Origin of the sequence: Nonomuraea rhodomycinica (assembly GCF_013363995.1) — a bacterium.
Classification (GTDB): Bacteria; Actinomycetota; Actinomycetes; order Streptosporangiales; family Streptosporangiaceae; genus Nonomuraea; species Nonomuraea rhodomycinica.
Window position 1 is genome coordinate 93,974 of sequence record NZ_JABWGO010000001.1, and the last position, 23,261, is coordinate 117,234.

General features: G+C 75.0%; 20 protein-coding genes. 8 read left to right on the forward strand and 12 right to left on the reverse strand.

What is annotated here, in order from left to right:
• Positions 1 to 2,186: 2,186 nt before the first annotated feature.
• Positions 2,187 to 2,822: a GNAT family N-acetyltransferase gene (locus HT134_RS00500; protein WP_175598263.1), complete on the forward strand. Its 636-nt coding sequence runs from the start codon at positions 2,187 to 2,189 to the stop codon at positions 2,820 to 2,822.
• A gap of 132 nt (positions 2,823 to 2,954) precedes the next feature.
• Here HT134_RS00500 and HT134_RS00505 read toward each other — a convergent pair whose 3' ends face one another.
• Together HT134_RS00505 and HT134_RS00510 are read right to left on the reverse strand one after the other, a co-directional pair.
• On the reverse strand, positions 2,955 to 3,728 hold the full coding sequence (locus tag HT134_RS00505) for an alpha/beta hydrolase (RefSeq protein WP_217707116.1): 774 nt from the start codon (positions 3,726 to 3,728) through the stop codon (positions 2,955 to 2,957).
• 163 nt (positions 3,729 to 3,891) lie between these two features.
• Positions 3,892 to 4,755 (reverse strand): helix-turn-helix transcriptional regulator, encoded by an 864-nt coding sequence (locus HT134_RS00510; RefSeq protein WP_175598264.1) that lies wholly within the window; start codon positions 4,753 to 4,755, stop codon positions 3,892 to 3,894.
• A gap of 160 nt (positions 4,756 to 4,915) precedes the next feature.
• On the opposite strand from HT134_RS00510, the gene HT134_RS00515 reads away from it, so the two are divergent.
• The gene (locus HT134_RS00515) at positions 4,916 to 5,677 is read left to right on the forward strand and encodes an SDR family oxidoreductase (RefSeq protein WP_175598265.1); all 762 of its coding nucleotides are present in this window, start codon (positions 4,916 to 4,918) and stop codon (positions 5,675 to 5,677) included.
• A gap of 144 nt (positions 5,678 to 5,821) precedes the next feature.
• On the opposite strand, the gene HT134_RS00520 is transcribed toward HT134_RS00515, so the two are convergent.
• Both HT134_RS00520 and HT134_RS45130 read right to left on the reverse strand, forming a co-directional pair.
• A complete protein-coding gene (locus tag HT134_RS00520) occupies positions 5,822 to 6,721 on the reverse strand; it encodes an oxidoreductase (protein WP_175598266.1) in 900 nt (299 codons plus the stop codon).
• 185 nt (positions 6,722 to 6,906) lie between these two features.
• Positions 6,907 to 8,271, reverse strand: coding sequence for a TetR/AcrR family transcriptional regulator (locus HT134_RS45130; RefSeq protein ID WP_246363503.1), 1,365 nt, complete (start codon positions 8,269 to 8,271; stop codon positions 6,907 to 6,909).
• Between the two features lie 113 nt (positions 8,272 to 8,384).
• Between HT134_RS45130 and clpX the strand changes: the two genes are divergently transcribed.
• Entirely contained in the window at positions 8,385 to 9,644 is a 1,260-nt protein-coding gene (clpX, locus tag HT134_RS00530) for an ATP-dependent Clp protease ATP-binding subunit ClpX (protein WP_175598267.1), read from the forward strand.
• Positions 9,645 to 9,757: 113 nt separating this feature from the next.
• Here the strand turns inward: clpX and HT134_RS00535 are convergent, their stop codons facing one another.
• From HT134_RS00535 to HT134_RS00545, 3 genes are read right to left on the reverse strand one after another with little or no spacing between them, the layout of a single operon-like run.
• Entirely contained in the window at positions 9,758 to 10,162 is a 405-nt protein-coding gene (locus HT134_RS00535; protein WP_175598268.1) for an SRPBCC family protein, read from the reverse strand.
• 52 nt (positions 10,163 to 10,214) lie between these two features.
• The gene (locus HT134_RS00540) at positions 10,215 to 11,297 is read right to left on the reverse strand and encodes a winged helix DNA-binding domain-containing protein (protein ID WP_312887902.1); all 1,083 of its coding nucleotides are present in this window, start codon (positions 11,295 to 11,297) and stop codon (positions 10,215 to 10,217) included.
• 5 nt (positions 11,298 to 11,302) lie between these two features.
• Positions 11,303 to 11,944, reverse strand: coding sequence for a TetR/AcrR family transcriptional regulator (locus HT134_RS00545; RefSeq protein WP_175598269.1), 642 nt, complete (start codon positions 11,942 to 11,944; stop codon positions 11,303 to 11,305).
• Positions 11,945 to 11,996: 52 nt separating this feature from the next.
• Between HT134_RS00545 and HT134_RS00550 the strand changes: the two genes are divergently transcribed.
• The 3 genes from HT134_RS00550 to surE all read left to right on the forward strand — a co-directional run bounded on the left by HT134_RS00550 (position 11,997) and on the right by surE (position 15,409).
• A complete protein-coding gene (locus tag HT134_RS00550) occupies positions 11,997 to 13,571 on the forward strand; it encodes an ABC-F family ATP-binding cassette domain-containing protein (RefSeq protein ID WP_175598270.1) in 1,575 nt (524 codons plus the stop codon).
• Between the two features lie 77 nt (positions 13,572 to 13,648).
• Positions 13,649 to 14,374, forward strand: coding sequence for a poly-gamma-glutamate hydrolase family protein (locus HT134_RS00555; RefSeq protein ID WP_175598271.1), 726 nt, complete (start codon positions 13,649 to 13,651; stop codon positions 14,372 to 14,374).
• A 165-nt stretch (positions 14,375 to 14,539) separates the two neighbouring features.
• Positions 14,540 to 15,409 (forward strand): 5'/3'-nucleotidase SurE, encoded by an 870-nt coding sequence (gene surE / locus HT134_RS00560; protein WP_175598272.1) that lies wholly within the window; start codon positions 14,540 to 14,542, stop codon positions 15,407 to 15,409.
• Between the two features lie 43 nt (positions 15,410 to 15,452).
• Here surE and HT134_RS00565 read toward each other — a convergent pair whose 3' ends face one another.
• The 5 genes from HT134_RS00565 to HT134_RS00585 form a co-directional block, all read right to left on the reverse strand.
• Positions 15,453 to 15,863, reverse strand: coding sequence for a hypothetical protein (locus HT134_RS00565; protein ID WP_175598273.1), 411 nt, complete (start codon positions 15,861 to 15,863; stop codon positions 15,453 to 15,455).
• Between the two features lie 2 nt (positions 15,864 to 15,865).
• Entirely contained in the window at positions 15,866 to 16,408 is a 543-nt protein-coding gene (locus tag HT134_RS00570) for a dihydrofolate reductase family protein (RefSeq protein WP_175598274.1), read from the reverse strand.
• A 115-nt stretch (positions 16,409 to 16,523) separates the two neighbouring features.
• A complete protein-coding gene (locus HT134_RS00575; protein ID WP_175598275.1) occupies positions 16,524 to 17,168 on the reverse strand; it encodes a response regulator in 645 nt (214 codons plus the stop codon).
• Positions 17,159 to 18,319, reverse strand: coding sequence for a sensor histidine kinase (locus HT134_RS00580; protein ID WP_175598276.1), 1,161 nt, complete (start codon positions 18,317 to 18,319; stop codon positions 17,159 to 17,161). Before HT134_RS00580 ends, HT134_RS00575 begins: the two co-directional genes overlap by 10 nt.
• On the reverse strand, positions 18,303 to 18,920 hold the full coding sequence (locus HT134_RS00585) for a DedA family protein (RefSeq protein WP_175598277.1): 618 nt from the start codon (positions 18,918 to 18,920) through the stop codon (positions 18,303 to 18,305). Before HT134_RS00585 ends, HT134_RS00580 begins: the two co-directional genes overlap by 17 nt.
• A gap of 100 nt (positions 18,921 to 19,020) precedes the next feature.
• Here HT134_RS00585 and HT134_RS00590 point away from each other — a divergent pair, with 100 nt between their 5' ends.
• Positions 19,021 to 21,792 carry an SCO1167/SCO6262 family helicase gene (locus HT134_RS00590; protein ID WP_312887903.1) on the forward strand — a complete coding sequence of 924 codons (2,772 nt, stop codon included), beginning with the start codon at positions 19,021 to 19,023 and terminating at the stop codon, positions 21,790 to 21,792.
• Entirely contained in the window at positions 21,789 to 23,195 is a 1,407-nt protein-coding gene (locus HT134_RS46665) for an SWIM zinc finger family protein (protein ID WP_217707117.1), read from the forward strand. The genes HT134_RS00590 and HT134_RS46665 overlap by 4 nt, the downstream gene beginning before the upstream one ends.
• Positions 23,196 to 23,261 lie beyond the last annotated feature (66 nt).

The window sequence follows — 23,261 nt, forward strand, 5'->3', positions numbered from 1 at the left end:
GTGACGGCGGCGCCGACGTCTCGCGCGGGCGAAGCGGATGACGTGGCGGACGGTGACGTGGATGTGGCCATAACGCTGCCCTCCCGGCGTTCAGCTTTTCCCTGGCCCGAGTGTGGCATCCCGCCCCGCCGCACGCCACGAGCCCGGATCGGCCATTGTCCAGGAAATGCGGATAACGGCGGACGGCGATACGCGCGTCCGACGCGAATTCCATTCCTCTTTTCTTCCGGATCGACGCGAAAGGGCATGTGTTCTTCCACGGGAATGGCCGGCCGTTTTGAGCTGTGCCGCCAATCATGCCGCTGACCTGCGTACATGAGTGGATATATCGGGATCTGTTCGCCCGATGAAACGGACTCTTTCCGCGAAGCGGCGATACGATCACGGCCGCCCGAGGGTTCCGCGGAGACGGGGCGAGAATGCGGCGTTCCGCGTTTTCAGAGGATCGACAGGGCGGCCACTGCGCCGCCACACGTCACATCGAAGACACACTTCCGCGAACAATCGCCGGGCGGATGTCGGGCGCCATTCTCGACTTACCGCCCGGCGTGTCGCCGGACACCCGCTGGCGCCATTCTTCACGCTGCGTAGTCGAGCAATGACGAAAGGTGATCACATTGTCGTCTGCCGCTCGATATAAGCGTGACAGGACCGCCACAGCACGCCGTCCCAGCTCATGTTGTCGTCGCACCACCGCCGCGCCAGCTCCCTGACGTCCCCCGGCCGCGCGGACGCGCCGGAGGGCGACGCCGACGGCGACGCCTGACCGCGGCGTCCCTTCCGCGCCCTGGACAGGTGAGCCATCCCGCCGTCGTCACGCCGGGCGCGCCGCCCGCGCCCGCTCCCGTGCCGCTCAGCCCCCTTCCCCCCGCGCACGCCACGCTCCTGCCGCTGCCCGCCACCCTTCCCCGGGTCGCGGAGCGCGACGCCGCGCGCCCGCCCCGGGAGCGCGGCATCCTCCCCCGCGTTCCGAGGCATGGGGACGCTTCCTTGCTCCCGGGGTGCGGCCGTCACCCCCTGGGCCCACGGCGCGATCGCGCGTCCCTGGCCCGGGGACGCGCTCGTCCCGCCATGCGCGGCGGCCTGGGGAGCGGGGGAAGGCTGCCGCCGGGGCGACGGCGTCACCCCGCGCGCAACGAAGGAGCGCCGACCACGCCCGCCGTCCCGTGCCACCTCCTGGACGGCGGGGCGCCCGTCTCCCGAACGGACGTCCTTCGCACGGCCGCCCTCACGCGCCGCACCGTCATCGGCGGAGCCGTTCCGGCGCGCACCGGTCCCGCCGGCACGAGCACCCCCGTGATCGCCCGCACGGACGCCCCCGCGGGCGGCCCCATGGGTGGCCCCGCGGGTGGCGCCGCCCTCAGCACGGGCGTCTCCATGGGCGTCGCTCCTTCCGGCACGGGCGCCTCCACGGGCGTCGCTCCCTCCGGCACGGGCGCCTCCCCGACGGCCGTCGGTTCCGGCACGCCCGCGATCGTCCCCTCCGCCGGCGCGGGCGTCGCGCCGGCCCCGGCCACGAGCCGGGCCGTGCGCCCGGTGGTGCCGCCGGGCTCCGGCGCCGGCCCGCGCCCCGGGTGTGCCCGCCCGGCCGTCCGACGCCTCCCGGCCGGCGCCGTCACCCTCCGAGGGCCCCGGTACGGCGGGCGACGCGAGCGTGGCCGTACCCGAGCCCCTCGCCTGCGCGTCCGGCGCGCCCGCACCCGGCGGGTACATCCCCAGCCAGGCCCCCAGAGCGACGGACACGGCCGTGACCGCCAGCGTCGCCACCGTGACCCGGTCCATGCCGCGCCGCGGCTCCGGCTCGTACACCGGGAAGGGCGGCACGGGCGTCACCCGTCGCGACGCCGACGGGGGTCGGTCAGTGTCCTGCTCGTGATTCACCGCGTCGGCCACGTAAGGATCATATGGGTGACGATGTGGCTACGGTCCGTAGCTTTGCGCGGCCTTTGACCCGCGCGTCACCGCCCCGCGTGAGCCCCAGGCCGCCCGGCGCCGCCCACCGCGCCGGCGGTTTGCCGTGATCGTCGGAGGCTGTTAGGGTCGCCGCGGCGCGAGGCACGCGTGCGCTTCGGGACGGAGGAGGTTGATGAATATGGCCGCCACAGGCCGTCGTCGGCATGCCCTCATCCCGGCACCGCGCATCTAGGACGCGGGCCGGTCGTTCGATCACGACCAGGAGTGTCACCATGTCTTCATCCACGCAGTCCTCCGCCATGTCCGCGGCGTCCTCCGGGGAGTCCCCCGCGCCCGCCGCCGAGCCGGTTCCCGACCTGACCACCGCCCGCCTGATCCTGCGGTCCTGGACCGCGGCCGAGGTCGAGGCCGTCCTGCGCGGAGAGCGGCTCGCCCACTGGGCCGCCGACTTCCCCGCCGAGGGCGACCACGTGATCGCCGGGCTGTTCGCCGGGCACCCCGCCTGGCTCGGCCCCTACGGCCACCGCCAGGTCGTCGAGCGTGACGGCGGTCTGGTGGTCGGGTCCATCGGCCTGTTCTGGCCGCCGTCCGACGGCGCGCTGGAGCTCGGGTACGGGATCGTGGAGTCCCGGCGCGGACGCGGCTACGCCACCGAGGCCGTCGAGGCCCTGACCGCGTTCGCGTACGCCGCGCCGGGCGTCAGGAGCGTCCACGCCACCGTGGAGCCGTCCAACCCGCCGTCGATCCGGGTGCTGGAGAAGGCCGGCTTCCAGCTGTGCGACGACGGCCCGTCCCAGCAGGACGAGGACACCTCGCCGGCGGACGAGGACGCGTCCCGGGCCGACGAGAACGGCGAAGGCGGCGTGGTGGTGCTGCGCTACCAGGCGCCGCCACCGGCCGGACGCTGATCAGCGCGGGCCGGCGGGGACGCACCCGCGCCCTGCCGGCCCGCTGATCAGCCACATGGTCGCCGCAGGCCGACGGGTCGAGACCCCTCGGCCTGCGGCCTCACCGGGCATCCGGCCGCATCGTCACGGCTCTCAGCTCGTGAAGCCGCGCGACCGCAGGAAGACGGCGCACCGGCTGGTCCAGTCACCCACCACCGGGTCGCTGCCGGCGAGTCCCAGCCCGTGCGCGCCCGACGGGTACACGTGCGCCTCGACCGGCACCCCGTGGCGGGCCAGCGCGCTCGCCAGCAGCAGGGTGTTGTCCACCGGCACCGAGGCGTCGTCGGCGGTGTGCCACACGAACACCGGCGGCGTGTGCGGCCCCACCCGCCGTTCGATCGACAGCTCGGCCGGATCCCCGGCCTCCTGCTCGGGCCCGAGCAGGGACGCCGCCGACCCGGCGTGGGCGGCGGGCCCGGTCAGCGTGACGACCGGGTAGCACAGCACCGCCAGGTCCGGGCGCCCCTCCTGAGCGTCCACCTCGTCGTGCGGGCCCTCCGCCAGCGCGGGTCCCGTCTCGGTCGCCAGCAGCCCCGCCAGGTGCCCGCCGGCCGAGAAGCCCAGCACGCCGACCCGTTCCGGGTCCACCCCGTGGTCGGCCGCGTGGGCCCGCACCCAGCGCACCGCGCGGGCCGCGTCCAGCAGCGGCAGCGGGTGGCGGTGCGGCGCGACCCGGTAGCGCAGCACGAACGCGGCCACGCCCAGCGTGTTCAGCCACCGCGCCACGGGCTCGCCCTCGTGCTCCGCCAGGCGCATGTACGCGCCGCCCGGCAGCACCACGACGGCCGGCGCGGGCCGCTCCGACCGCACCGGGTACGCGGTGATCCGCTCGCCGGTCTCTCCCGGCCACAGCCGGTGCGCGCTCACGCCGCCGCCTTCACGAGCCCGCGGCCCCCACGCACGACGCCGCCGTCCGCTCCGGCGCCGTCACCGCCCGCCGTCACAGTGTCCCGACCCACGCTCTTCCGCCCTTCACGATGCCGTCCTCCGTCCAGAGGGTTCGCCGGGACACCGTACCGGGGCGGGGCGATCACGGCGCCGGGAGGGAGGGGGCGGCCGACCAGCTCGCTAGGACCGCCAGCTTCTCCGCGGCCTCCGAGCCGGGCGTGGCCGTGTAGACGATCAGCATCTGGTCCGGGTCGCCGGGCGGCGTCAGCGCTTCGTAGCCCAGGTCGAGCCGGCCCACGACCGGGTGCAGCATCCGCTTGACGCCGAACGTCTTCTCCTTCACCTGGTGGTCGGCCCACAGGCGGCCGAACTCCTCGCTGGCCAGCGACAGCTCGCCGACCAGCGCCGCGAGCCGCTTGTCGCGCGGCCGCCGCCCCGCCTCCAGCCGCAGGAAGGCCACGGTGTCGGCGGCCACCGCGGGCCAGTCCACGTAGAACTCGCGCGTGGCGGGGTTGAGGAAGGCATCGCGCACCTGGTTGAGCCCGCGTTCACCGAAGCGGGACAGGCGCTCGGAGAAGCCCACCACGGCGTCGCCCAGGGCGTTCCAGGCCAGCACGTCCCCGTAGCGGCCCAGCAGGAACGCCGGTCCGCTCACCGACTCCACGATCAGCCGCATCGCCGGCCGGACCCGCTGCCCGCCCGTACGGGTGCGGCTCTCCTGGGGCGGGTCCTGCCGTTGCGGACGGGCCAGGTCGCGCAGGTGCGCCTGCTCCACCTCGTCGAGCCGCAGCACCCGGGCGACGGCGTCGAGCACCGCGTCCGACACGCTCTGCCCGCGGTCCTGCTCCAGGCGGATGTAGTAGTCGACGCTCACCCCCGCCAGCTGCGCGACCTCCTCGCGCCGCAGCCCGGGCACGCGGCGGCGCCCGTACGGCTGCAGGCCGAGCTCCTCCGGCTGGATGCGCGCCCGCCGCGAACGCAGGAAATCGCCCAGATCACTACTCATGGGACACAGCCTAGGCAAACTCCGGAGCGTCCAACCTGGTACTGCCAGACCCAGGATGAGCCTCACCCTGGGTACGGCGGCGCGGGTGCCGCACGATCGTCACGTCGGCCGGCGACGAGGCCCGGCGGACGCGACACCTTGCGAAGAGGAGCACCTGATCATGAGCTACGACGCTCTTTCCACCCGTACCGCCGTCGTCACCGGGGCCGCCAGCGGCATGGGCGAGGCCACCGCCCGCCTCCTGGCCGCCCACGGCGCCCGCGTGGCCCTGCTGGCCCGCCGCGCCGAGCGGCTCGACGACCTGGCGGCCAAGATCACCGCCGAGGGCGGGCGGGCGCTGGCGGTGACCGCCGACGTCACCGACTCCGGCAGCGTCGCCGCCGCCGCGGACCGGATCCACGAGGCGTACGGGCCGGTGGACCTGGTGGTGAACTCCGCGGGCGTCATGCTGCCCAACCCGATCACCGAGGGCCGCGAGGACGAGTGGGCCCGCATGATCGACACGAACCTGAGCGGGGCGCTGCGCGTGATCCGCGCCTTCGTCCCGGACCTCGTGGCCGCGGCGGCCGGCGGCCGGACCGCCGACCTGGTCAACGTCTCCTCCATCGGCGCCCACGTGAGCTTCCCGAACTACGCGGTGTACGGGGCGACCAAGGCGGCGCTCACGCACCTGTCGGCGACGCTGCGCACCGAGCTGGGCGGGCGGGACGTGCGCGTCACCAACATCGAGCCGGGCCTGACCTCCACCGAGCTGGCCGACCACATCGACAACACCGAGCTGAGCGGCCAGCTCGACGGGATGGTGTCGGCGATCGGCGCGCTGGCGGCGGACGACGTGGCCGACCTGATCGCCTACACGACGAGCCGCCCGCGCCACGTCAACCTCCGCCAGCTCGTGGTCCTGCCGACGCGCCAGGCGTGACCGGCCCACGAGCGGCCACCTCGCCGCCGGCCCCGGGCGGCGGCCGATGAGTGGCCACCTCGCCACCGGCCCCGGGCCGAGCCGGTGCACCGCGGAGGCCGGCGGGCCGGACGGCACGCACGAAGTCAGGCGGCCCGCCGCGGTTCAGCGGCCGGTCGACAGGAGCGCCAGTTCGGCGTCCGAGAGCCGCAGAGCACCCGCCGCGACGTTGGCGGCCAGGTGGTCGGGGTCGCTCGTTCCGGGGATGGCCAGCACGTGGCGTCCCTGCCGCAGGGTCCACGCCAGCCGGATCTGGGCGGGCGTCGCGTCATGCGCCCGCGCGACGGCGAGCACCGTCTCGCTGTCGGTTCCGGTCGCGCCCGCCTCGGCCCCCGCGCCCGCGATCGCGAAGAACGGCACGAAGGCGACGCCTTGCTCCCCGCACGCCCGGACGAACTCCTGGTCCTCCGCGGACGCGCCGATGCCGTAGGGGTTCTGGACGCAGACCACCGGGGCGATGGAGCGGGCCTCGGCCAATTGCTCGGGCGTGACGTTGGAGACTCCCAGGTGGCGGACGAGTCCGGCGTCGCGCAGGACGGCCAGGGCGCCGAAGTGCTCGGCGATCGAGCCGGACCGCCGGCTCGGGGGGACGCGCAGGTTCACGACGTCGAGGTGATCGCGGCCGAGCTGGCGCAGGTTCTCCTCGACCTGGCCGCGCAGCTGCTCCGGGGTGGCCCACCACCATTCGCCCGAGGTGTTCCGGCCCGGCCAGACCTTGGTGACGATGACGAGGTCGTCCGGGTACGGCGCCAGCGCCCGGTTGATGAGCTCGTTGGCCGAGCGCAGCGACGAGAAGTAGAACGCGGCGGTGTCGATGTGGTTGACGCCCAGGTCGACCGCGCGCCGGAGCACGCGGATGGATCGTTCGCGGTCGCTCGGCGCTCCCATGTCGAACGGGGCGCTGCCCGTCAGGCGCATCGCGCCGAGCCCGACGCGGTTGACAGTCAGGTCGCCGAGCTTCCAGGTGCCCGCGGCGGCCGCGGACACGGTGTTGCTGTCGAGCATGGATCTCCTTGGTGCGAGAGTCGCGGAAAGGCGGCCGGTTCACGGCCACGACCGGGGACGCCCGGTTTCGGACACGCAAAAAAGCCTCCTCGGCGGACGTGGTCCGGGCCGAGAAGGCTCAAGTGATGGAAGAGATCATATCAGCCGGCCGGAGGGCCCCGGGACGGTGGAGCCCGGGGAACCGCTCACACGGCGGCGAGCCGGACGCTGGAGGCGATCGCGTGGCAGGCGCCCGGGCCGTCGGCGCGGGCGACGATCCGGCCGTCCCGCAGCCGCACCGCCGCCACCGTCCCGTCCGTGACGGAGGGCACTCCGGCCGCCGCCGCCAGCGCTCCCGTGTCGTCGTACGTCACGCGCAGCCGGGGCCACGCCCCGGGCGGGAAGGCCTCGCGCAGGCAACGGGTCACGCCGGCGAGCATCAGCCGCGCCAGCGGCGCCTGCTCCGCCGGATCCGCGCCGACCAGGGCCACGGTCACCGGCACGCCGGGCGGCGCGGCGCGCACGGCCTCCTCCGCGGCGCCGGCCTCCAGCGGCCCGAGCACCGCCACCACACCGTCCTCCGCCACGGCCGCACCGTCGTTCGCCGCCGCCGCACCGTCGTTCGCCGCCACGCCCGGCGTGGAGCCCGGCCACGAGGCGCCGACCGGCCAAGAGCCGTCAGCCGGCCAAGAGCCGTCAGCAGGCCAGAGGACGTCAGCAGGCCACGGGGCGCCCGCCGGCCACGGGGCGTCGGCCGGCTGGACGGGAGGGAAGGCCGGCGGCGAGGTCCACCGGTCGTCCAGGTCCAGTCCCGCCAGCTCCTCGCACACCACGACCAGGTCGAACGGCTCCACGAAGCCAGGCGCGGCGACGGCCAGCTCGCTCGCCCCCCTCAACGTCATCAGCGCCGCCTCGGCCACCCGCACCCGGCGCCCGCCTCCCGCCGCCCCGACGCTCCCGTGGGCCCCGACGCTCCCGTGGGCCCCGACGCTCCCGACAGCCCCGACGCTCCCCTCGGCTCCGGCGTGCCCTCCGGCTCCGGCCGCCGCTTCCGGGAAACCGCCGCGTTCCAGGGCCTCCATGCGTTCCAGGGCCAGTCCGAGCAGCAGCGCGTCGAGCCGGCGCAGCCCCGACACCACGGCCCGCAGGCGCTCGTCGGCGAGCACCTCCGGCATGAGGTCCGCCGGCAGGCGCCCCTCGGGGCCGCCCAGGTCGCCGCTCGCCAGCGGGAGCCGCGTCACCCAGGCCCGCGCGAACGCTCCCAGCGCCTCCTTCGCCGTGCGCGCCCGAACGGCCTCGCCGGTGACGGGCTCGCCGGTGACGGGCTCGCCGGTGACGGGCTCGCCGGTGACGGGCTCGGCGGCGCGGGACAGCTCGGCCAGGACCGTGAAGTACAGGGCCCGCTTGCCGGGGAAGTTGGAGTACACGGCCCCCCGCGTCAGCCCCGCCCGTTCGGCGATGCCGTCGATCGTGGCGCCGCCGAAGCCCCGCTCCGCGAACTCCCCTCGCGCCGCCTCGAGCACCTTCGAGCGGTTGAGCCGTTGCAGCTCCGCCCTGCTGAGCCGGGCCATCGTCCTCCCCGTCCGCGCGTTTGCGCCCCGTAGGGAAACCAAGATACCGTCGCCACTCAGATGATGTCATCATCTGATCTTGGAGACCGAGGGAGAGGCAAGGAGGCGCGCGGATGGCTCCCGGGCTGACGTGCAGGTTCTGCGGCAAGAGCCAGGCCGAGGTCAGGAAGCTCATCGCTGGGCCCGCGCAGATCTGCATCTGCGACGGCTGCGTCGCGCGATGCACCGAGCTGCTGCGCGACGAGGCCCGCGCGGAGGCCGCGGAGACGGCCGCCGGCGCGGCGCCGCCGCCCGCGCCGCGCGACATCCACGCCTTCCTCGACCAGTACGTCATCGGCCAGACGGCCGCCAAGACCGCCCTGGCCGTGGCCGTCCACAACCACGTCAAGCGCGTCCGGCACGGCCGGTCGGCCGAGCTGGAGCTGGGCAAGGCCAACATCCTCATGATCGGCCCCACCGGCTCCGGCAAGACGTACCTGGCCCAGACCCTGGCGCGGGTGCTGGGCGTCCCGTTCGCCGTCGCCGACGCCACCACCCTCACCGAGGCCGGCTACGTCGGTGAGGACGTCGAGAACATCCTGGCCAAGCTCCTCCAGGCGGCCGGCCACGACGTCGCCAGGGCCGAGACCGGCATCGTCTACATCGACGAGATCGACAAGATCGCCCGCAGGGGCGGCGGCCCGTCGATCACCCGCGACGTCTCCGGCGAGGGCGTCCAGCAGGCCCTGCTGAAGATCATCGAGGGCACGACGGTGAGCGTGCCGTCACAGGGCGGGCGCAAGCACACCGACCGGGAGCACGTCCGGATCGACACGACCGGGGTGCTGTTCATCTGCGGCGGCGCCTTCGACGGGCTGGAGCGGGTCGTGGAGGCCAGGACGGGACACGGCGGCGCGGGTTTCGGCGCCGTCCCGCGCGCCCGCGCCGAGCCCGGCGCCGGCTCCCTGGCCGGGGTCATGCCGTCCGACCTGGTCGCCTACGGGCTGATCCCCGAGCTCGTCGGCCGCCTGCCGGTGACGGCGACGCTGGAGCCCCTGGATCGCGAGGCGCTGGTGCGCGTGCTGACCGAGCCCCGCAACGCGCTGCTCCGGCAGTACCGCGGGCTGCTGGAGATGGACGGCGTGGAGCTGGACTTCACCCGCGGCGCGGTCGAGGCGATCGCCGAGCAGGCGCTGCTGCGCCGCACCGGCGCCCGCGGCGTGCGGGCGATCGTCGAGGAGGTGCTGCTCAACGTCATGTACGAGGTGCCGGGACGCGACGACGTGGCCCGGGTCGTGGTGACCCGCGAGACCGTCCTCGGCAACGTCAACCCGACCCTGGTGCCGCGCGAGCCCGGCGGCCGCGACGCGGGACCGCACGAGAAGTCGGCCTGACGGGGCGGCGCGGCTCGCGCGCGGCGCCGTCGAAGGCCGCCTCCAGCGCGGTGTGGGGTCACTCGACGCGCGCCGGAAGCGGGGCCGAAGGCCGTCCCGGGCGCGGGGCGGGATCACTCGACGAGGCGGGCCAGGCGGCGCAGCGACAGCCGCGCCATCGCGTCGGCGAACGGCCGGGCCAGCGGCCACAGCAGCCGCCCGACCGCCCCCAGCGGCAGGTCCAGGTCCTCCGCCCAGATCACCCGGCTGCCGCCCCCGTACGGGCGGACCCGGAAGACGCCCTCGCCCCGCACCAGCCGCCCGGTGTGGCGCACCCGCACGAGCCCCGGCGGCTCCCAGCGGGTGATCGTCATCGTGTCGAGGAACCCCAGCCGGCCCAGCCCCGTGAACGCCTCCACCTGGTCGGGCCCGCTGCGCCGGGCGGTGGTCAGGACCATCCACTCGTGGTGGCGCGGCCAGTCGGTGAGCACGGCGAAGACCCGTTCGGGCGGCGCGGCGACCAGTACGGCCGCTCCCATCCGGGCCCCGCTCACCCCTGTCCCCCGGCCCCGCCCGTACGCGGCGCACCGTTCATGAGCCGATCCCCCTGACCTCGTGCCGGTCCGCCTTGGCCGGTTCGGCGAAGGCGAGCAGCGCCAGCGCCTCGGCCCTGGCCTCCTCCTCCTGCCCCGGCGTCAGCGGCGCGAACGGCTCGATCGTGACCACCGGCCCCTCGCGCTTCCAGACCCCGCGCACGAACCCGTCGGCCAGCACCGTGCCCAGCACCTGCCCGTTGATCGTGATGACCGTCTTGCGGTGCTCGTCGGAGATGATCCGGGTGCGGTCGGCGTGGCCGAGCAGCACGTTGTCGAACGGCGCGACCAGCCGTACGGGGGCGGGCACGTCCGCGCCGGGACGCGGCGCGTCCGGCAGGTCGAACAGCTCGCGCCCCTGCTCGTCGCGGAAGACGGCGAGCCGGGGACGCAGCCGCTCGACGATCTCCCGCAGCCCGGTCAGGCCGGACCACGCCTGGGCGTCGGCGACCGTGGCCGGCCCGAAGGCGGCCAGGTAGCGCAGCACCAGCCGCTCCGGCGACGGGTCGGGGTGCGGCGGCCGTTCCAGCCAGTCCTCCATCGGCGCGTACGCGGTGCGCCCGGCCTTGCCCCACACGGCGCGCGGCGGCACCTGGACCAGCGGCACCAGGCAGCGCGCGGCCAGCGCGAGGTCTCCCGGCGCGGCGCCGGGGAAGCGCTCGGCCAGGTGCGCGCCCAGCTCGGCGGCTGTCAGGGGCCGCTCCACCAGGGCCTCGCGGCCGGCCTTGGCGAGCTGGTCGGCGTCCACGCCCTGGAGGGAACGGCCGAAGGCCGCGTTCAGGTAGCGGTCGAGGAGCGGCTGCGTGAGCGGGCGCAAGGTCAGGGCGTCGGCGGCGGTGACGAGGTGGACGGTGCCGCGCATGAGCACCATGCGCACCGCCTCCCGCTCCAGCAGCGGCCGGGCCAGCTCGTCCGGGGTGAAGCCGTCCAGGCGCGACCACAGGCCGAAGTACGGGGGGAAGGGCGCCTGGGCCTGCAGGCCCACGAGGTGCTCCACGGCCTCCAGGGCCGGCATGGCGTGCCGCCGGAGCAGCAGCTGGCGGGCCAGGGTCGCCCGGTTGAGCTCACGCGTGCTGATCACGCGCCTCAGCCTAGGCGGTCGGCCATGCCGTCGAGGAGGTAGGCCAGGCCGCGGGCGAAGGTGACGTCCCAGTCGTGGTCGAGCCCGTGCGCGGCCAGCACCGGGTACGCCTCGCGCTGGGCGCGCAGGTGCTCGCGCAGCGCCGCCCCGCTGGAGTCCTGGGCGCGGGCCTGCATGGTGGCCGAGCCGGTGACGTAGGTGGACAGGCTGAAGGCCGCGGCCGGCAGGTCGGCGGCGCCGAAGCCGGCCTCGGCCAGCGTGGCGTACAGGAACTCGGTGCGGCTGAGCGCGTTGGGGCCCATCATGGGCCGGTCGAGCAGGCCCGTCGTCCAGGGGTGGCGCAGCAGCGCCGCGCGCCAGGCGGCGGCCAGGGCCGCGGCCCGCTCCCGCCAGCCGCCCTCGGGCGCGGGCAGCGGAACCTCGCCGAAGACGGCGTCCAGCGCCAGGTCCAGCACGTCGTCCTTGGTCTTGACGTGCCAGTACAGGGTGGTGGAGCCGGTGTCGAGCCGCTCGGCCAGCCGGCGCATCGTGAGCCGGGCCTCCCCCTCCTCGTCCAGCAGCGCCACGGCCTCGGCCACGATCCGGTCCAGGGTGAGCGTCTGCCGCTCCCGCCTGCGTGGCCGCAGCCACACACTCTCTCCCGCCATGCGCCGATAATACGCTGTACGCCGACCGGATCGATGGTCTAGTAATGGAACGGTGAGCCATATCGATGTGAGGGAACTGACGTACCTGCTGCCCGACGGCCGCCCGCTCCTGGAGAACGTGTCGTTCAAGATCGGATCGGGGGCCAAGGCGGCGCTGGTCGGGCCGAACGGCGCGGGGAAGACCACCTTGCTGCGGCTGGTCTCCGGGGAGCTGCGGCCCGCCTCCGGCCGGGTCGCGGTCACGGGCGGCATCGGCGTCATGCCGCAGTTCCTCGCCCCGGGCACGGTCGCCGACCTGCTGCTGGCCGTGGCGCCCCCGCAGGTCCGGCGGTCCGCCGCGGCGCTGACCCGGGCCGAGTCCGCCATCGCCGCCCGCGACGACGAGGACACCCAGCTCGCCTACGCCCAGGCCATCGCCGACCACGCCGACGCCGGCGGCTACGAGCTGGAGGTGGTCTGGGACGTGTGCGCGCAGCTCGCCCTCGGCAGGCCGTACGAGCAGGTGCGCGAACGGCCCCTGGACACCCTGTCCGGCGGCGAGCAGAAGCGGCTCATGCTCCAGGCGCTGCTGCGCGGCCCCGACCGGGTGCTGCTGCTGGACGAGCCCGACAACTACCTCGACGTGCCGGCCAAGCAGTGGCTGGAGCGGGAGCTGCGCGGCACCACCAAGACCGTGCTGCTCGTCTCGCACGACCGCCGGCTGCTGGCCGAGACCGCCGACCGGCTCGTCACTGTCGAGGACCGCGGCGTGTGGGTCCACGGCGGCGGCTTCGCCAGCTACGCCCAGGCGCGCCGCGACCGCGCCGAACGCCTCGGCGAGCTGCGTCGCCGCTGGGAGGAGGAACGGGCCCGGCTGCGCGGCACCGTCCACACCCTGCGGCAGCGCGCCGCCCGCAACGACGCCCTGTCCGGCGCCTACCAAGCCGCGCGGACGCGGCTGGAGCGGTTCGAGCAGGCCGGGCCGCCGCGGCGCGCGCCCCGGCCGCAGAACGTCCGCATGCGGCTAAGCGGCGGCCGCACCGGCAAGCGGGCGCTGACCTGCGCGGGGCTGCGGCTGACCGGCCTGTCGCATGCCTTCGACGCCGAGGTCTGGTACGGCGAGCGGGTGGGGGTGCTCGGCCTCAACGGCACCGGCAAGTCGCACTTCCTGCGACTGCTGGCCGGCGAGCCGGTCGCGCACACCGGCCGCGTCTCACTGGGGGCGCGGGTGCGGCCCGGACTGTTCGCCCAGACCCACACCCGCCCCGACCTGCGCGGCCGTACGGTCGCCGGGATCGTCATGACCGACCATCGGCTGGAGCGCAACGACGCCATGGCGGCCCTGGCCCGCTACGAGCTGGCCCCGGCCTGGAGCCAGGACTTCGCCACGCTGTCGGGCGGCCAGCAGGCCCGGCTGCAGATCCTGCTGCTGGAGCTGTCCGGGGCGACGATGCTGCTGCTCGACGAGCCCACCGACAACCTCGACCTGGCCAGTGCGGAGGCCCTGCAGGAGGGCCTGGCCGCCTACCGGGGAACGGTGCTGGCCGTCACCCACGACCGCTGGTTCGCCGCGGCCTTCGACCGTTATCTGATCTTCACGGCCGTGGGCGCGGTGCTGGAGAGCGACGAGCCGCGCTGGGACCTCTGAGGTTGCCGGGACGGGGAGCGACGCGCCGCGGCAGGCGGCATGATGGCGGTCGGAAAGATCATCGGAAAGGTGCCCCCGTGAAGAGAATCCTGTCCATCGCCGTCGCGAACGTGCTCGTGGTGGGCCTCGCCCCCGCCGCCCCCGCCGCCCTCGCCGTGTCCGCGCGGCCGGCGTCGTCCGCGGGCGCGCGTGACGTCTACGCCGGCTACGCCGAGCTCTCCGCCCACGAGGTCGAGGGCACGGACTACCGGCGCGTCGTGCGCGTCCCCCGGGGAGCGAAGGTGGCGCACATCGCCATCCACGGCGGCGCCATCGAGGCGCCGACGTCGCAGCTCGCCGACCAGGCCGCGGGCCGCCGGTACGCCTATTACGCGTTCGAGGGCATCAAGGCCACCGGCAACAGCGCCCTGCACATCACCTCCACGCACTTCGACGAACCCCGCGGGCTGAAGGTCGTGGCGGGGGTCGAGCGCACCGTCTCCTGGCACGCGGCGTCGGGCGCCGAGGCCACCACCTACGTCGGCGGCCGGGACACCGCGCTGATCCGGAAGGTCAAGGCCGAGCTGCGCGCCGCCGGGTTCGACGTCTCGGCGGCCGTGCCCGAGGAGATCGGCGGCGACAGCCCCGACAACATCGCCAACCGGAACCGCAGGGGCATGGGGGTGCAACTGGAGATCAGCCGGGGCCAGCGGGAGCGGTTCTTCAAGGAGGGCAAGCTGAACCGCGCATGGGTCGAGGACCCCGCCAACCGCACGGACGCCTTCTACCGGTACGTCGCGGCCGTCGACCGCGCCCTCGGCTGAGCGGCGACCCGGCGGGCGTTCACTCGGGGTTCACCGGGGGTTCATCTGGGGTTGGTTGAGGGGGTTTGCAGGTGGTCCGGCGGGGTGGGCCGCGCATACCGTCCAAGCCGTCACGTAGGCGAGCTCTGCTACGTGTTGGCAACGGTGCTCGGCAAGGAGATCCACGTGTTCAAACGCCTCACCCTCGTCCCCCTCCTCCTCCTCGCGCTCCTGGCCACGGGCACCGCCCCGGCGCAGGCGCTCCACCGGCAGCCCCTGCGCATCCTGCTGACCAACGATGACGGCTACTCCTCCACCTACCTCCACCAGCTCCGGCAGGCCCTGCAGGCCGCCGGGCACGAGGTCACGGTCGTCGCCCCGGCGGCCGACGCCAGCGCCTCCGGCACCATGATCAACGCCAGGTTCGGCAGCACGATCGAGGCCGCCAAGCGGGACGACGGCTGGGCCGTCGGCGGCAGCCCCAGCGACGCCGTCTCCTTCGGCACCCGCGTCCCCTTCGCCGGCGACCTGCCCGACCTGGTCGTCTCGGGCCCGAACCCGGGCGAGAACGTCGCCGCCGCGGCCACCTACTCCGGCACGGTCGGCGCCGCCATCACCGCCGTCGTCGCGGGCGTCCCCGCCATCGCGCTGAGCGTCGCCCGCGACGGCAGCTCCGTGCCCAGCGCCGCCCGCTCGATCGAGTTCACCGTACGACTGGTGAACCGGCTGGCGGCCACCGCCAACGGCGGCCCCGTGCTGCCGGCCCGCACCGCGCTCAACGTCAACTACCCCGTCACGCCCAACGGCACGGTCAGCATCGCCCACCTGGGCACCTCGCTGCCGTACGGCGCCGGCTACACGCCCGCGCCGGAGGCGTGCGCCCTGTGCTACCGCATCGTCCCGATCGCCGACCCCGGCCCCGACCCGGTGCAGGACGCCGACCGGACGTTGCTGGCGGCTGGCGACGTGACCATCACCCCGCTGGACGGAAGCTGGGAGGCCGGCTCGGCCACCGCCACGGCCATCCGCTCCCGTCTGCGCTCCCTCGCGCCCTGACCCGGCGCCTCCGTACGAGCGTTCCGCCGTACGGGCGGAGCGCTCAGCGGCCACCCGTGAACGGCGCCTCGCCCTCCTTCAGCGGACGGAAGCGCAGCGCCGACCAGACCTCGTCCACGGCCACCTGCCCGTTGGGCCGCAGGCCGTACTCGCCGACGATCGGCCACAGCGTGTCGCGGTTGACGTCGGACCGGTTGCCCTTCGGGTAGGCCACCCACAGCACGGAGGGGCCGGTCAGCGCGTCGCGGTGCGCGTCCAGCAGCCGGCGGGCCGAGGCGGCGTCGGCGGCGAAGACCACCGCGACGTCCGCCTCGCCGAGGCTCTCGGCGTGACGAGCGCCCTCGGGCAGCGGCTCGAGCAGGCTCCGGTGGGCCGGGTCGGAGACCCAGACGGCGGCGCCGGGCTTGACCAGGAGCTTGGCGGCGACGGTCTTGGTGCTGGTGGTCGTCGGCATGGTCAGGCCCTTCCGTAGATCGCGTGGATGACGCCGGTCTCCAGGGTGCGGCCGGAGAGCAGCCGCAGCGGCACCTGGTCACCGTCGGTGAACAGCTTGGCGCCCCAGCCCACCACGACCGGGTGGATGAGCAGGCGCAGCTCGTCGAGCAGGCCGTCGCGCAGCAGCGAGCGCACCAGCGTGGGGCTGCCGGTGATCGAGATGTCCTTGCCCGGCCGCTCCTTGAGCTCCTTGAGCGCGGCGGGGACATCGCCCTGCACGATCGAGGAGTTCTGCCACTCCGCCGTGCGCAGGGTCGTGGTGACGACGTGCTTGGGGGTGCCGTTCATGTAGCCGGCCAGGTCGGCGGCCTGCGGCTCGGGGTTCGGCCAGTAGGCGGCGAACTCCTCGTAGGTGCGGCGGCCGAGCAGCATGGCGTCGGCCTCCTGCATCTGGGCGCCGACGATCTGCGCCATCTCATCGTTGAAGTACGGGAAGTGCCACTTCTCCGGCGACTCCACCACGCCGTCAAGCGAGATGAACAGTCCCGCGACGATCTTCCGCATCTGCGTCTCCGTTCCCAGAGGTCCGTTTCCGAGGTGCCCCCACCGTCTCACCGACAAATTTTTTTGTCAAGAGCGCCGTGCTCGACGGAAGGCCCGGCGCGCGAGGCGCGCCGGGTCAGGACTCCAGGAAGCGCAGCACGGCCAGCACCCGGCGGCTGTAGCCGGTGACGTGCGACAGGCGCAGCTTGTCGAACAGCGCGTTGACGTGCTTCTCCACCGCGCTCTGCGACACGTGCAGCTCCTGCGCGATCGAGGCGTTGGTCAGGCCCTGCGCCATCCGCTCCAGCACCTCGCGCTCGCGGGCCGTCAGCCGGGCCAGCGGGTCCACCTGCGTGGTACGGGCCAGGAGCTGGCGCACCACCTCCGGGTCGAACGCCGCTCCCCCGGCCGCCACCCGCTCCAGAGCGTCCAGGAAGTCGGCCACCTGCGCCACCCGGTCCTTCAGCAGGTAGCCGACGCCCTCGACGTCGCCGCTCATCAGCTCGGCCGCGTACCTCTTCTCGACGTACTGCGACAGCACCAGCAGGCGCACCCCCGGCCACCGGCGGCGGATCTCCAGCGCCGCGCGCAGCCCCTCGTCGGTGTGGGTGGGCGGCATGCGCACGTCCACGACCACCACGTCGGGGACGTGCTCGGCCACCGCCTCCACCAGCGACGCACCGTCGCCCACGGCGGCCGGGACCTCGTGCCCCTCCTCCACCAGCAGCCGGATGAGACCCTCGCGCAGCAGGGTCGAGTCCTCGGCCAGAATCACTCGCACGGCAGCTCCGCCACGATCGTCGTCGGCCCGCCCGGCGGGCTCGTCACCTTGAAGGTCCCGTCCAGCGCCGCCACGCGGCGCGCCAGCCCCGACAGGCCGCTGCCGGCCGGGTCGGCGCCGCCCGCGCCGTCGTCCTGCACCCGCACGACGAGCGCCGCGCCGGCGCGGCGGACGTCCACGGCGATGCGCGCCGCGCCGGCGTGCTTGGCGGCGTTGGTCACGGCCTCGCACACCACGAAGTACGCGGCCGTCTCGACCGCCATCGGCGGCCGTCCCTGCAGGTCGCACGCCACGGCCACGGGCACGCTCGACCGCTCGGCCACCCCGGCCAGCGCGTCGCCGAGCCCCAGGGCGTCCAGCCCGCTCGGGTACACCCGCCAGGCCACCTCGCGCAGCTCGGCCAGGGCCCGCTGCGCCTCCTCGTGCGCCTGGTCCAGCAGCTCCGGCCGGCCCCGGCGGGAACGGCCGATCAGCATCGACAGGGCCACCAGGCGCTGCTGGAGCCCGTCGTGCAGGTCGCGCTCGATGCGGCGCCGCTCGGAGTCGACCGCCGCCACGATCCCGGCCCGGCTCTCCGACAGCTCGGCGATCCTGCGCTCCAGCGCCTCGGTGCGGTCGGGCGCGAGCACCGCCAAGGCCAGGCGCCGCTCCAGCGCGTACACGCCGATCATGCCGGAGACGTCGATGAACAGCAGCACGATCCCGGCGACCGCCAGATAGGTCACCAGCAGCGGGGTGGGCTCCATGCCGTCGAACGGCTCGCCGCCGAGCCACGCCCGCGTCGTCGCGAGCGCCATGGCGGCCCCGGCCACGAACAGCGTCACCACCAGGCCGCCCAGCACCCCGACCGGCAGCCGCAGCGTCAGGAACCGCAGCGCCCGCGCTCCGGCGAGCCCCGCCCGGTCCTCACGCCCGCGCCCGGCGGGTCCGCGTCCGACGGGGTCGGCGGGTCCGGCGGTCAGGCCCAGGGCGGCCGGGTCGAGGCGGAGCCGGCGCACCTCCAGCGCGGCCAGGCGGGCCGCCGCGCCCGAGACGTTCGGATTGCCGAGGAACGGCAGCGCCAGCAGCAGGAACACCGCCTCCAGCGGCGCCGTGACCGCGCCCAGCGCCACCGCCCCGGCCACCCGGGCTCCCTCAGCGACGTGTCGCATGCCGCCCCTTGCGCCGCTCGGCCAGCCGCACGCCGACGAAGACCAGCACCGCGACGGCGATCAGGGCGATCACCACGTTCGTGCCGACGCCGACGTAGGTCTCCACCAGCTCCCACTGCTCGCCGAGCAGGTAGCCGGCCATCACGAAGACGGTGTTCCAGGTGAGGCTGCCGGCGGTCGTCAGGGCCAGGAACGTCGTGAGCGGCATCCGCTCCACGCCCGCCGGGATCGAGATGAGGCTGCGGAACAGCGGCACCATCCGACCGAAGAACACCGTCTTGCGGCCGTGCCTGAGGAACCACGCCTCCGTCTTCTCGATGTCGGCAGGCTTGACCAGCGGCATCCTGGCGGCGATCGCCAGCACCCGGTCCCGGCCGAGCAGAGCGCCCACCCAGTACAGCGCCAGGGCACCCACCACCGAGCCCAGCGTCGTCCACACCAGCGCGTCGAGCAGGTCCATCTCGCCCCGGCTCGCCGTAAAGCCCGCCAGCGGCAGGATCACCTCGCTCGGCAGCGGCGGGAACAGGTTCTCCAGTGCGATCGCGATGCCGGCCCCCGGCGCCCCGAGGTCCTCCATGAGTCCAACCACCCAGTCAGTCATGCCCTTAAGGCTATGGGTGATCAAATATGCCGGTAATGAGGCGAACGCCCGATCTCAGCTGTGGTAAACCACAGCCCCATGTACCGTACACTGTACGGCCGTGAGCGCATCAACGGATCTGGTACGGCAGGCGGTCCTCTTCGAGCCGGGCGATCCGCCCAGGTCCGGCCGGATGGTCTTCCTCACGACGGACGGCGGCGGCATGACCGAGGACGCCGCGGCGACCGAGGTGGCGGAGGTGGCCGAGGACGCCGGCGACGGGACCGTGCGGATCCGCCGGGTGCCCGCCACGCGGCTGCCCGTGGGCGAGGCCGTCGCGGCCCTGGCCCGCGCCCGCCACGACGCCGCCGCCCATCCCGCCGCCCGGTTCTGGGGAGCCGTCGCGGTCCTCGCCCTCCAGCTCGTCACCCGGGGGCGCATCCTGCCCGGGGTGACGGACGGCGACCACGACGCCTGGCGGGCGGGGCCGTTCGACGCCGCGGACCTCCAGCGCGTGCGCGAGCTGGCCGCCGCCATGCCCGCCGCCGCCCGCGCCCAGCCCCTGCCCGCATCCGGTGATCAAGGTGTGCTGCTGCCCGACGCCGAGCGGCACGTGCGGGCGTTCCTGGACGCGGTGGCCGACGCCATGCCCCGCTCCCCCGGCGCGGTGCGCGCGACCGGCACCTCGATGTTCGCCGCCGCCAAGCCGGTCAAGGCGGCCCGGCTGCGCGCCTGGGCGGGCGAGGTGTCGTCCGCGCTCGACTCCGGCGTGCGGGTCTCCCTGCGTCTGGAGGCGGGCGACCCCCCCGTGGACGACTTCCGCGCCGTCGTCCAGGTCCACGCGCAGGCCGACCCGTCCCTCGTGGTCGACGCCGGAGCCCTGTGGCGCGGCCAGGACCCGGGGCTCGGCGGCCGGGCCCGCATCGACGTCACCGTGGCGCTGCGCCGCGCCTCCCGCGCCTGGCCCGCGCTGGCCCGGCTGCTCGACAGCGCCGTCCCGGACGAGCTGGCGCTGTCCGACGGCGAGGTGGGGGAGCTGCTGACCGGCGCCGCCGAGCGGCTGGCCGCCGCGGGCGTGGAGGTGCACTGGCCCCGCCACCTGGTACGCGGCCTGACCGCCCGCGCCGTCGTCGGCGACCGCGACCGCCCCTCCGACCTGCCCTCCTTCCTCAGCGGACGGCACCTGACCGGCTTCGACTGGCGGCTCGCCCTCGGCGGCGAACGGCTGACCGCCGCCGAGATGGACGCCCTGGCCGAGGCGCACCGCCCCGTCGTCCGGCTGCGCGACCAGTGGGTGCTCGTCGACCCCGACGTGGCGCGCAAGGCCCGCCAGCGCGACCTCAAGCCGCTGACCGGGCTGGAGGCGCTCGGCGCCGCGCTCACCGGCGCCGTGGAGGTCGACGGCGAGCAGGTGCCGGTCGAGCCGAGCGCCTGGCTGGCCGAGCTGCGCGACCGGCTCGCCGAGCCCCTCGACATCCAGGCCCCCGAGGGGCTGGCCGCCACGCTGCGCGACTACCAGCTCCTCGGGCTGCGCTGGCTGGCCCGCATGACGTCCCTCGGGCTCGGCGGCTGCCTGGCCGACGACATGGGCCTGGGCAAGACCATCACGCTCATCGCCCTCCACCTGCACCTGCGCGACCACTGGGCCGCCGGGGGCGGCGGCGGGCCGACGCTCGTGGTGTGTCCCGCCTCGCTGCTCGGCAACTGGGAGCGGGAGATCACCCGCTTCGCCCCGGGCGTGCCCGTGCGCCGCTACCACGGCGCCGCCCGCACCCTGCCCGAGGAGGGCTTCGCCCTCACCACGTACGGCACCATGCGGCTCGACGCCGCCCGCCTGGCCGCCCACCCGTGGGGGCTGCTGGTGGCCGACGAGGCCCAGCACGTCAAGAACCCCGCCTCGGGCACCGCCAAGGCGCTGCGCGAGATCCCCGCCGCCGCCCGCGTCGCGCTCACCGGCACCCCCGTCGAGAACAACCTGTCGGAGCTGTGGGCCATCCTCGACTGGACCACGCCCGGCCTGCTCGGCCCGCTGGCCCGCTTCCGCGCGCGCTGGGCCAGGCCCGCCGAGTCCGGCGACGCCGAGGCCGCCGAGCGGCTGTCGCGGCTGGTCGGCCCGTTCCTGCTGCGCCGACGCAAGAGCGACCCCGGCATCGCGCCCGAACTGCCGCCCAAGACCGAGACCGACCGCCCGGTCGCGCTCACCACCGAACAGGCCGGCCTGTACGAGGCGGTCGTGCGCGAGATCATGACCCGGATCTCCGAGGCCCGCGGCATGGCCCGGCGCGGGCTCATCGTCAAGCTCCTCACCGGGCTCAAGCAGATCTGCAACCATCCCGCCCAGTACCTGCACGAGGCGGCGCCCCGCCTGAGCGGCCGTTCCGGCAAGCTGGAACTGCTGGACGAGCTGGTCGACACCATCGTGGCCGAGGACGGCGCCGTGCTGGTCTTCACCCAGTACGTCGCGATGGCCCGGCTGCTCGAACGGCACCTGTCCGAGCGGGGCGTCACCACCCAGCTCCTGCACGGCGGCACGCCGGTCCCCCGCCGCGAGGAGATGGTGCGGCGCTTCCAGGACGGCCGGGCGCCCGTCTTCCTGCTGTCGCTCAAGGCCGCCGGCACCGGCCTCAACCTCACCCGCGCCGACCACGTCATCCACTACGACCGCTGGTGGAACCCGGCCGTGGAGGACCAGGCCACCGACCGCGCCTACCGCATCGGCCAGACCCGTCCCGTGCAGGTCCACCGGCTGATCGCCGAGGGCACCATCGAGGACCGCATCGCCCAGATGCTCGCCGCCAAGCGCTCCCTGGCCGAGGCCGTGCTCGCCTCCGGCGAGGCCGCCTTCACCGAACTGACCGACGCCGAACTCGCCGCACTGGTGGAGCTGAGATGAACGCCGTCAGAGGATTCCCCGCCTTCCCCCGTCAGCGGGCCGGCGCCCGCTTCGCCACCACCTGGTGGGGCCACGCCTGGATCAAGGCCCTGGAGGACACCTCCCTCGACCAGGGGCTGCTGCGCAAGGGCCGCACCTACGCCAAGACCGGCCAGGTCGGTCCCATCACGGTCAGCCCGGGCCGGCTGGCCGCGGTCACCGAGGGCGAGTACGACACGGTCGTGCGCGTCGAGCGGCTCACCGCCGCCGAATGGGACCGCTTCCTCGACCAGGTCACGGCCAAGGCCGGCCACATCGCCGCCCTGCTCGACGGCGACATGCCGCACGACCTCGTCACGGCCGCCGAGGACGCGGCCGTGCCGCTGCTGCCCGCCGTGGGCGACCTCGAACCCGAGTGCTCCTGCCCCGACTGGGGCCACCCGTGCCCGCACGCGGCGGCGCTGTGCTACCAGGCGTCCTGGCTGCTGGACGGCGACCCGTTCGTGCTGCTGCTCCTGCGGGGACGCGGCCGGGACGACCTGGTGCGGGCGCTCCAGCGGCGCACCGCCGCGCCCGCCGCGGGACCGGTGCGCGGCGCTTCGGAGGGCTCCCCGGCGCGGACGCCCGCCGCCGAGGCCGGGGACGACGGCGCGCGGGGCGGGTCGCGGCCCGGCGGCCTCGGGACCGGCGAGCAGGGCGTGGACGGCAGGGCCGCCGGCGGGACGGGCCTCGACGGGACGGGTGTCGACGGCGCGGGCATCGGCGGGCCTGCACCCGGCGGCCCTGGACTCGGGGTGGCAGGCGCGGGCGCCCTGACGGCCGGTGTCCTCCCGGGGGGTCCGGAGGGCGGGCGCGGTGTGCCCGCGGCCGAGGTGTTCGCGGCCGAGGCGGCCGGGGCCGGGGTGCCGCCGCTGCCCGAGCCGCCTCCGCTCGACGTCACGTTCACGCCGCTGCGGCTCGAACCCGCTCCCGGCGTGGACGTCGCCGCACTGGAGGTGCTGGCCGCCTCCGCCGCCTCCCGGGCGCGCGACGTGCTCGCCGCCGCGGCCCTCGGCCGGGAGCCGGCCGTCCTGACCGAGTACCAGGACCGCGTGCGGCTCGCCGCCGAGCACGACCTCGACCTAGGCCTGGACGCCGCGGTGCGGGCCTGGCGGTACGGCGGCGCCGACGGGCTCGACGCGCTGGAGTCGCCCTGGACGCCGCCCCGCCACGAGCTGGCCAGGGCCCGGGCCGTCCTGGAGGCCGCGTGGGAGGGCGAGGAGCCGCCGCCCACGGAGCTGTCCCGCAACCGGTGGACCATCGGCGGCGACCGCCAGCTCCGCTACGGCCGCGACGGCCGCTGGTACCCGTTCACCCTCCACGACGGCCGGTGGTGGCCGGCGGGCCCGCCGGAGCGCGACCCGGCCGCGCTGCTGTCCTCGTAGCGAGGTCACGGCCGTGACGGAAGCCATGGCCGGGAGTGCGCCGTGACGGCGGCCCGCCGTCACCCG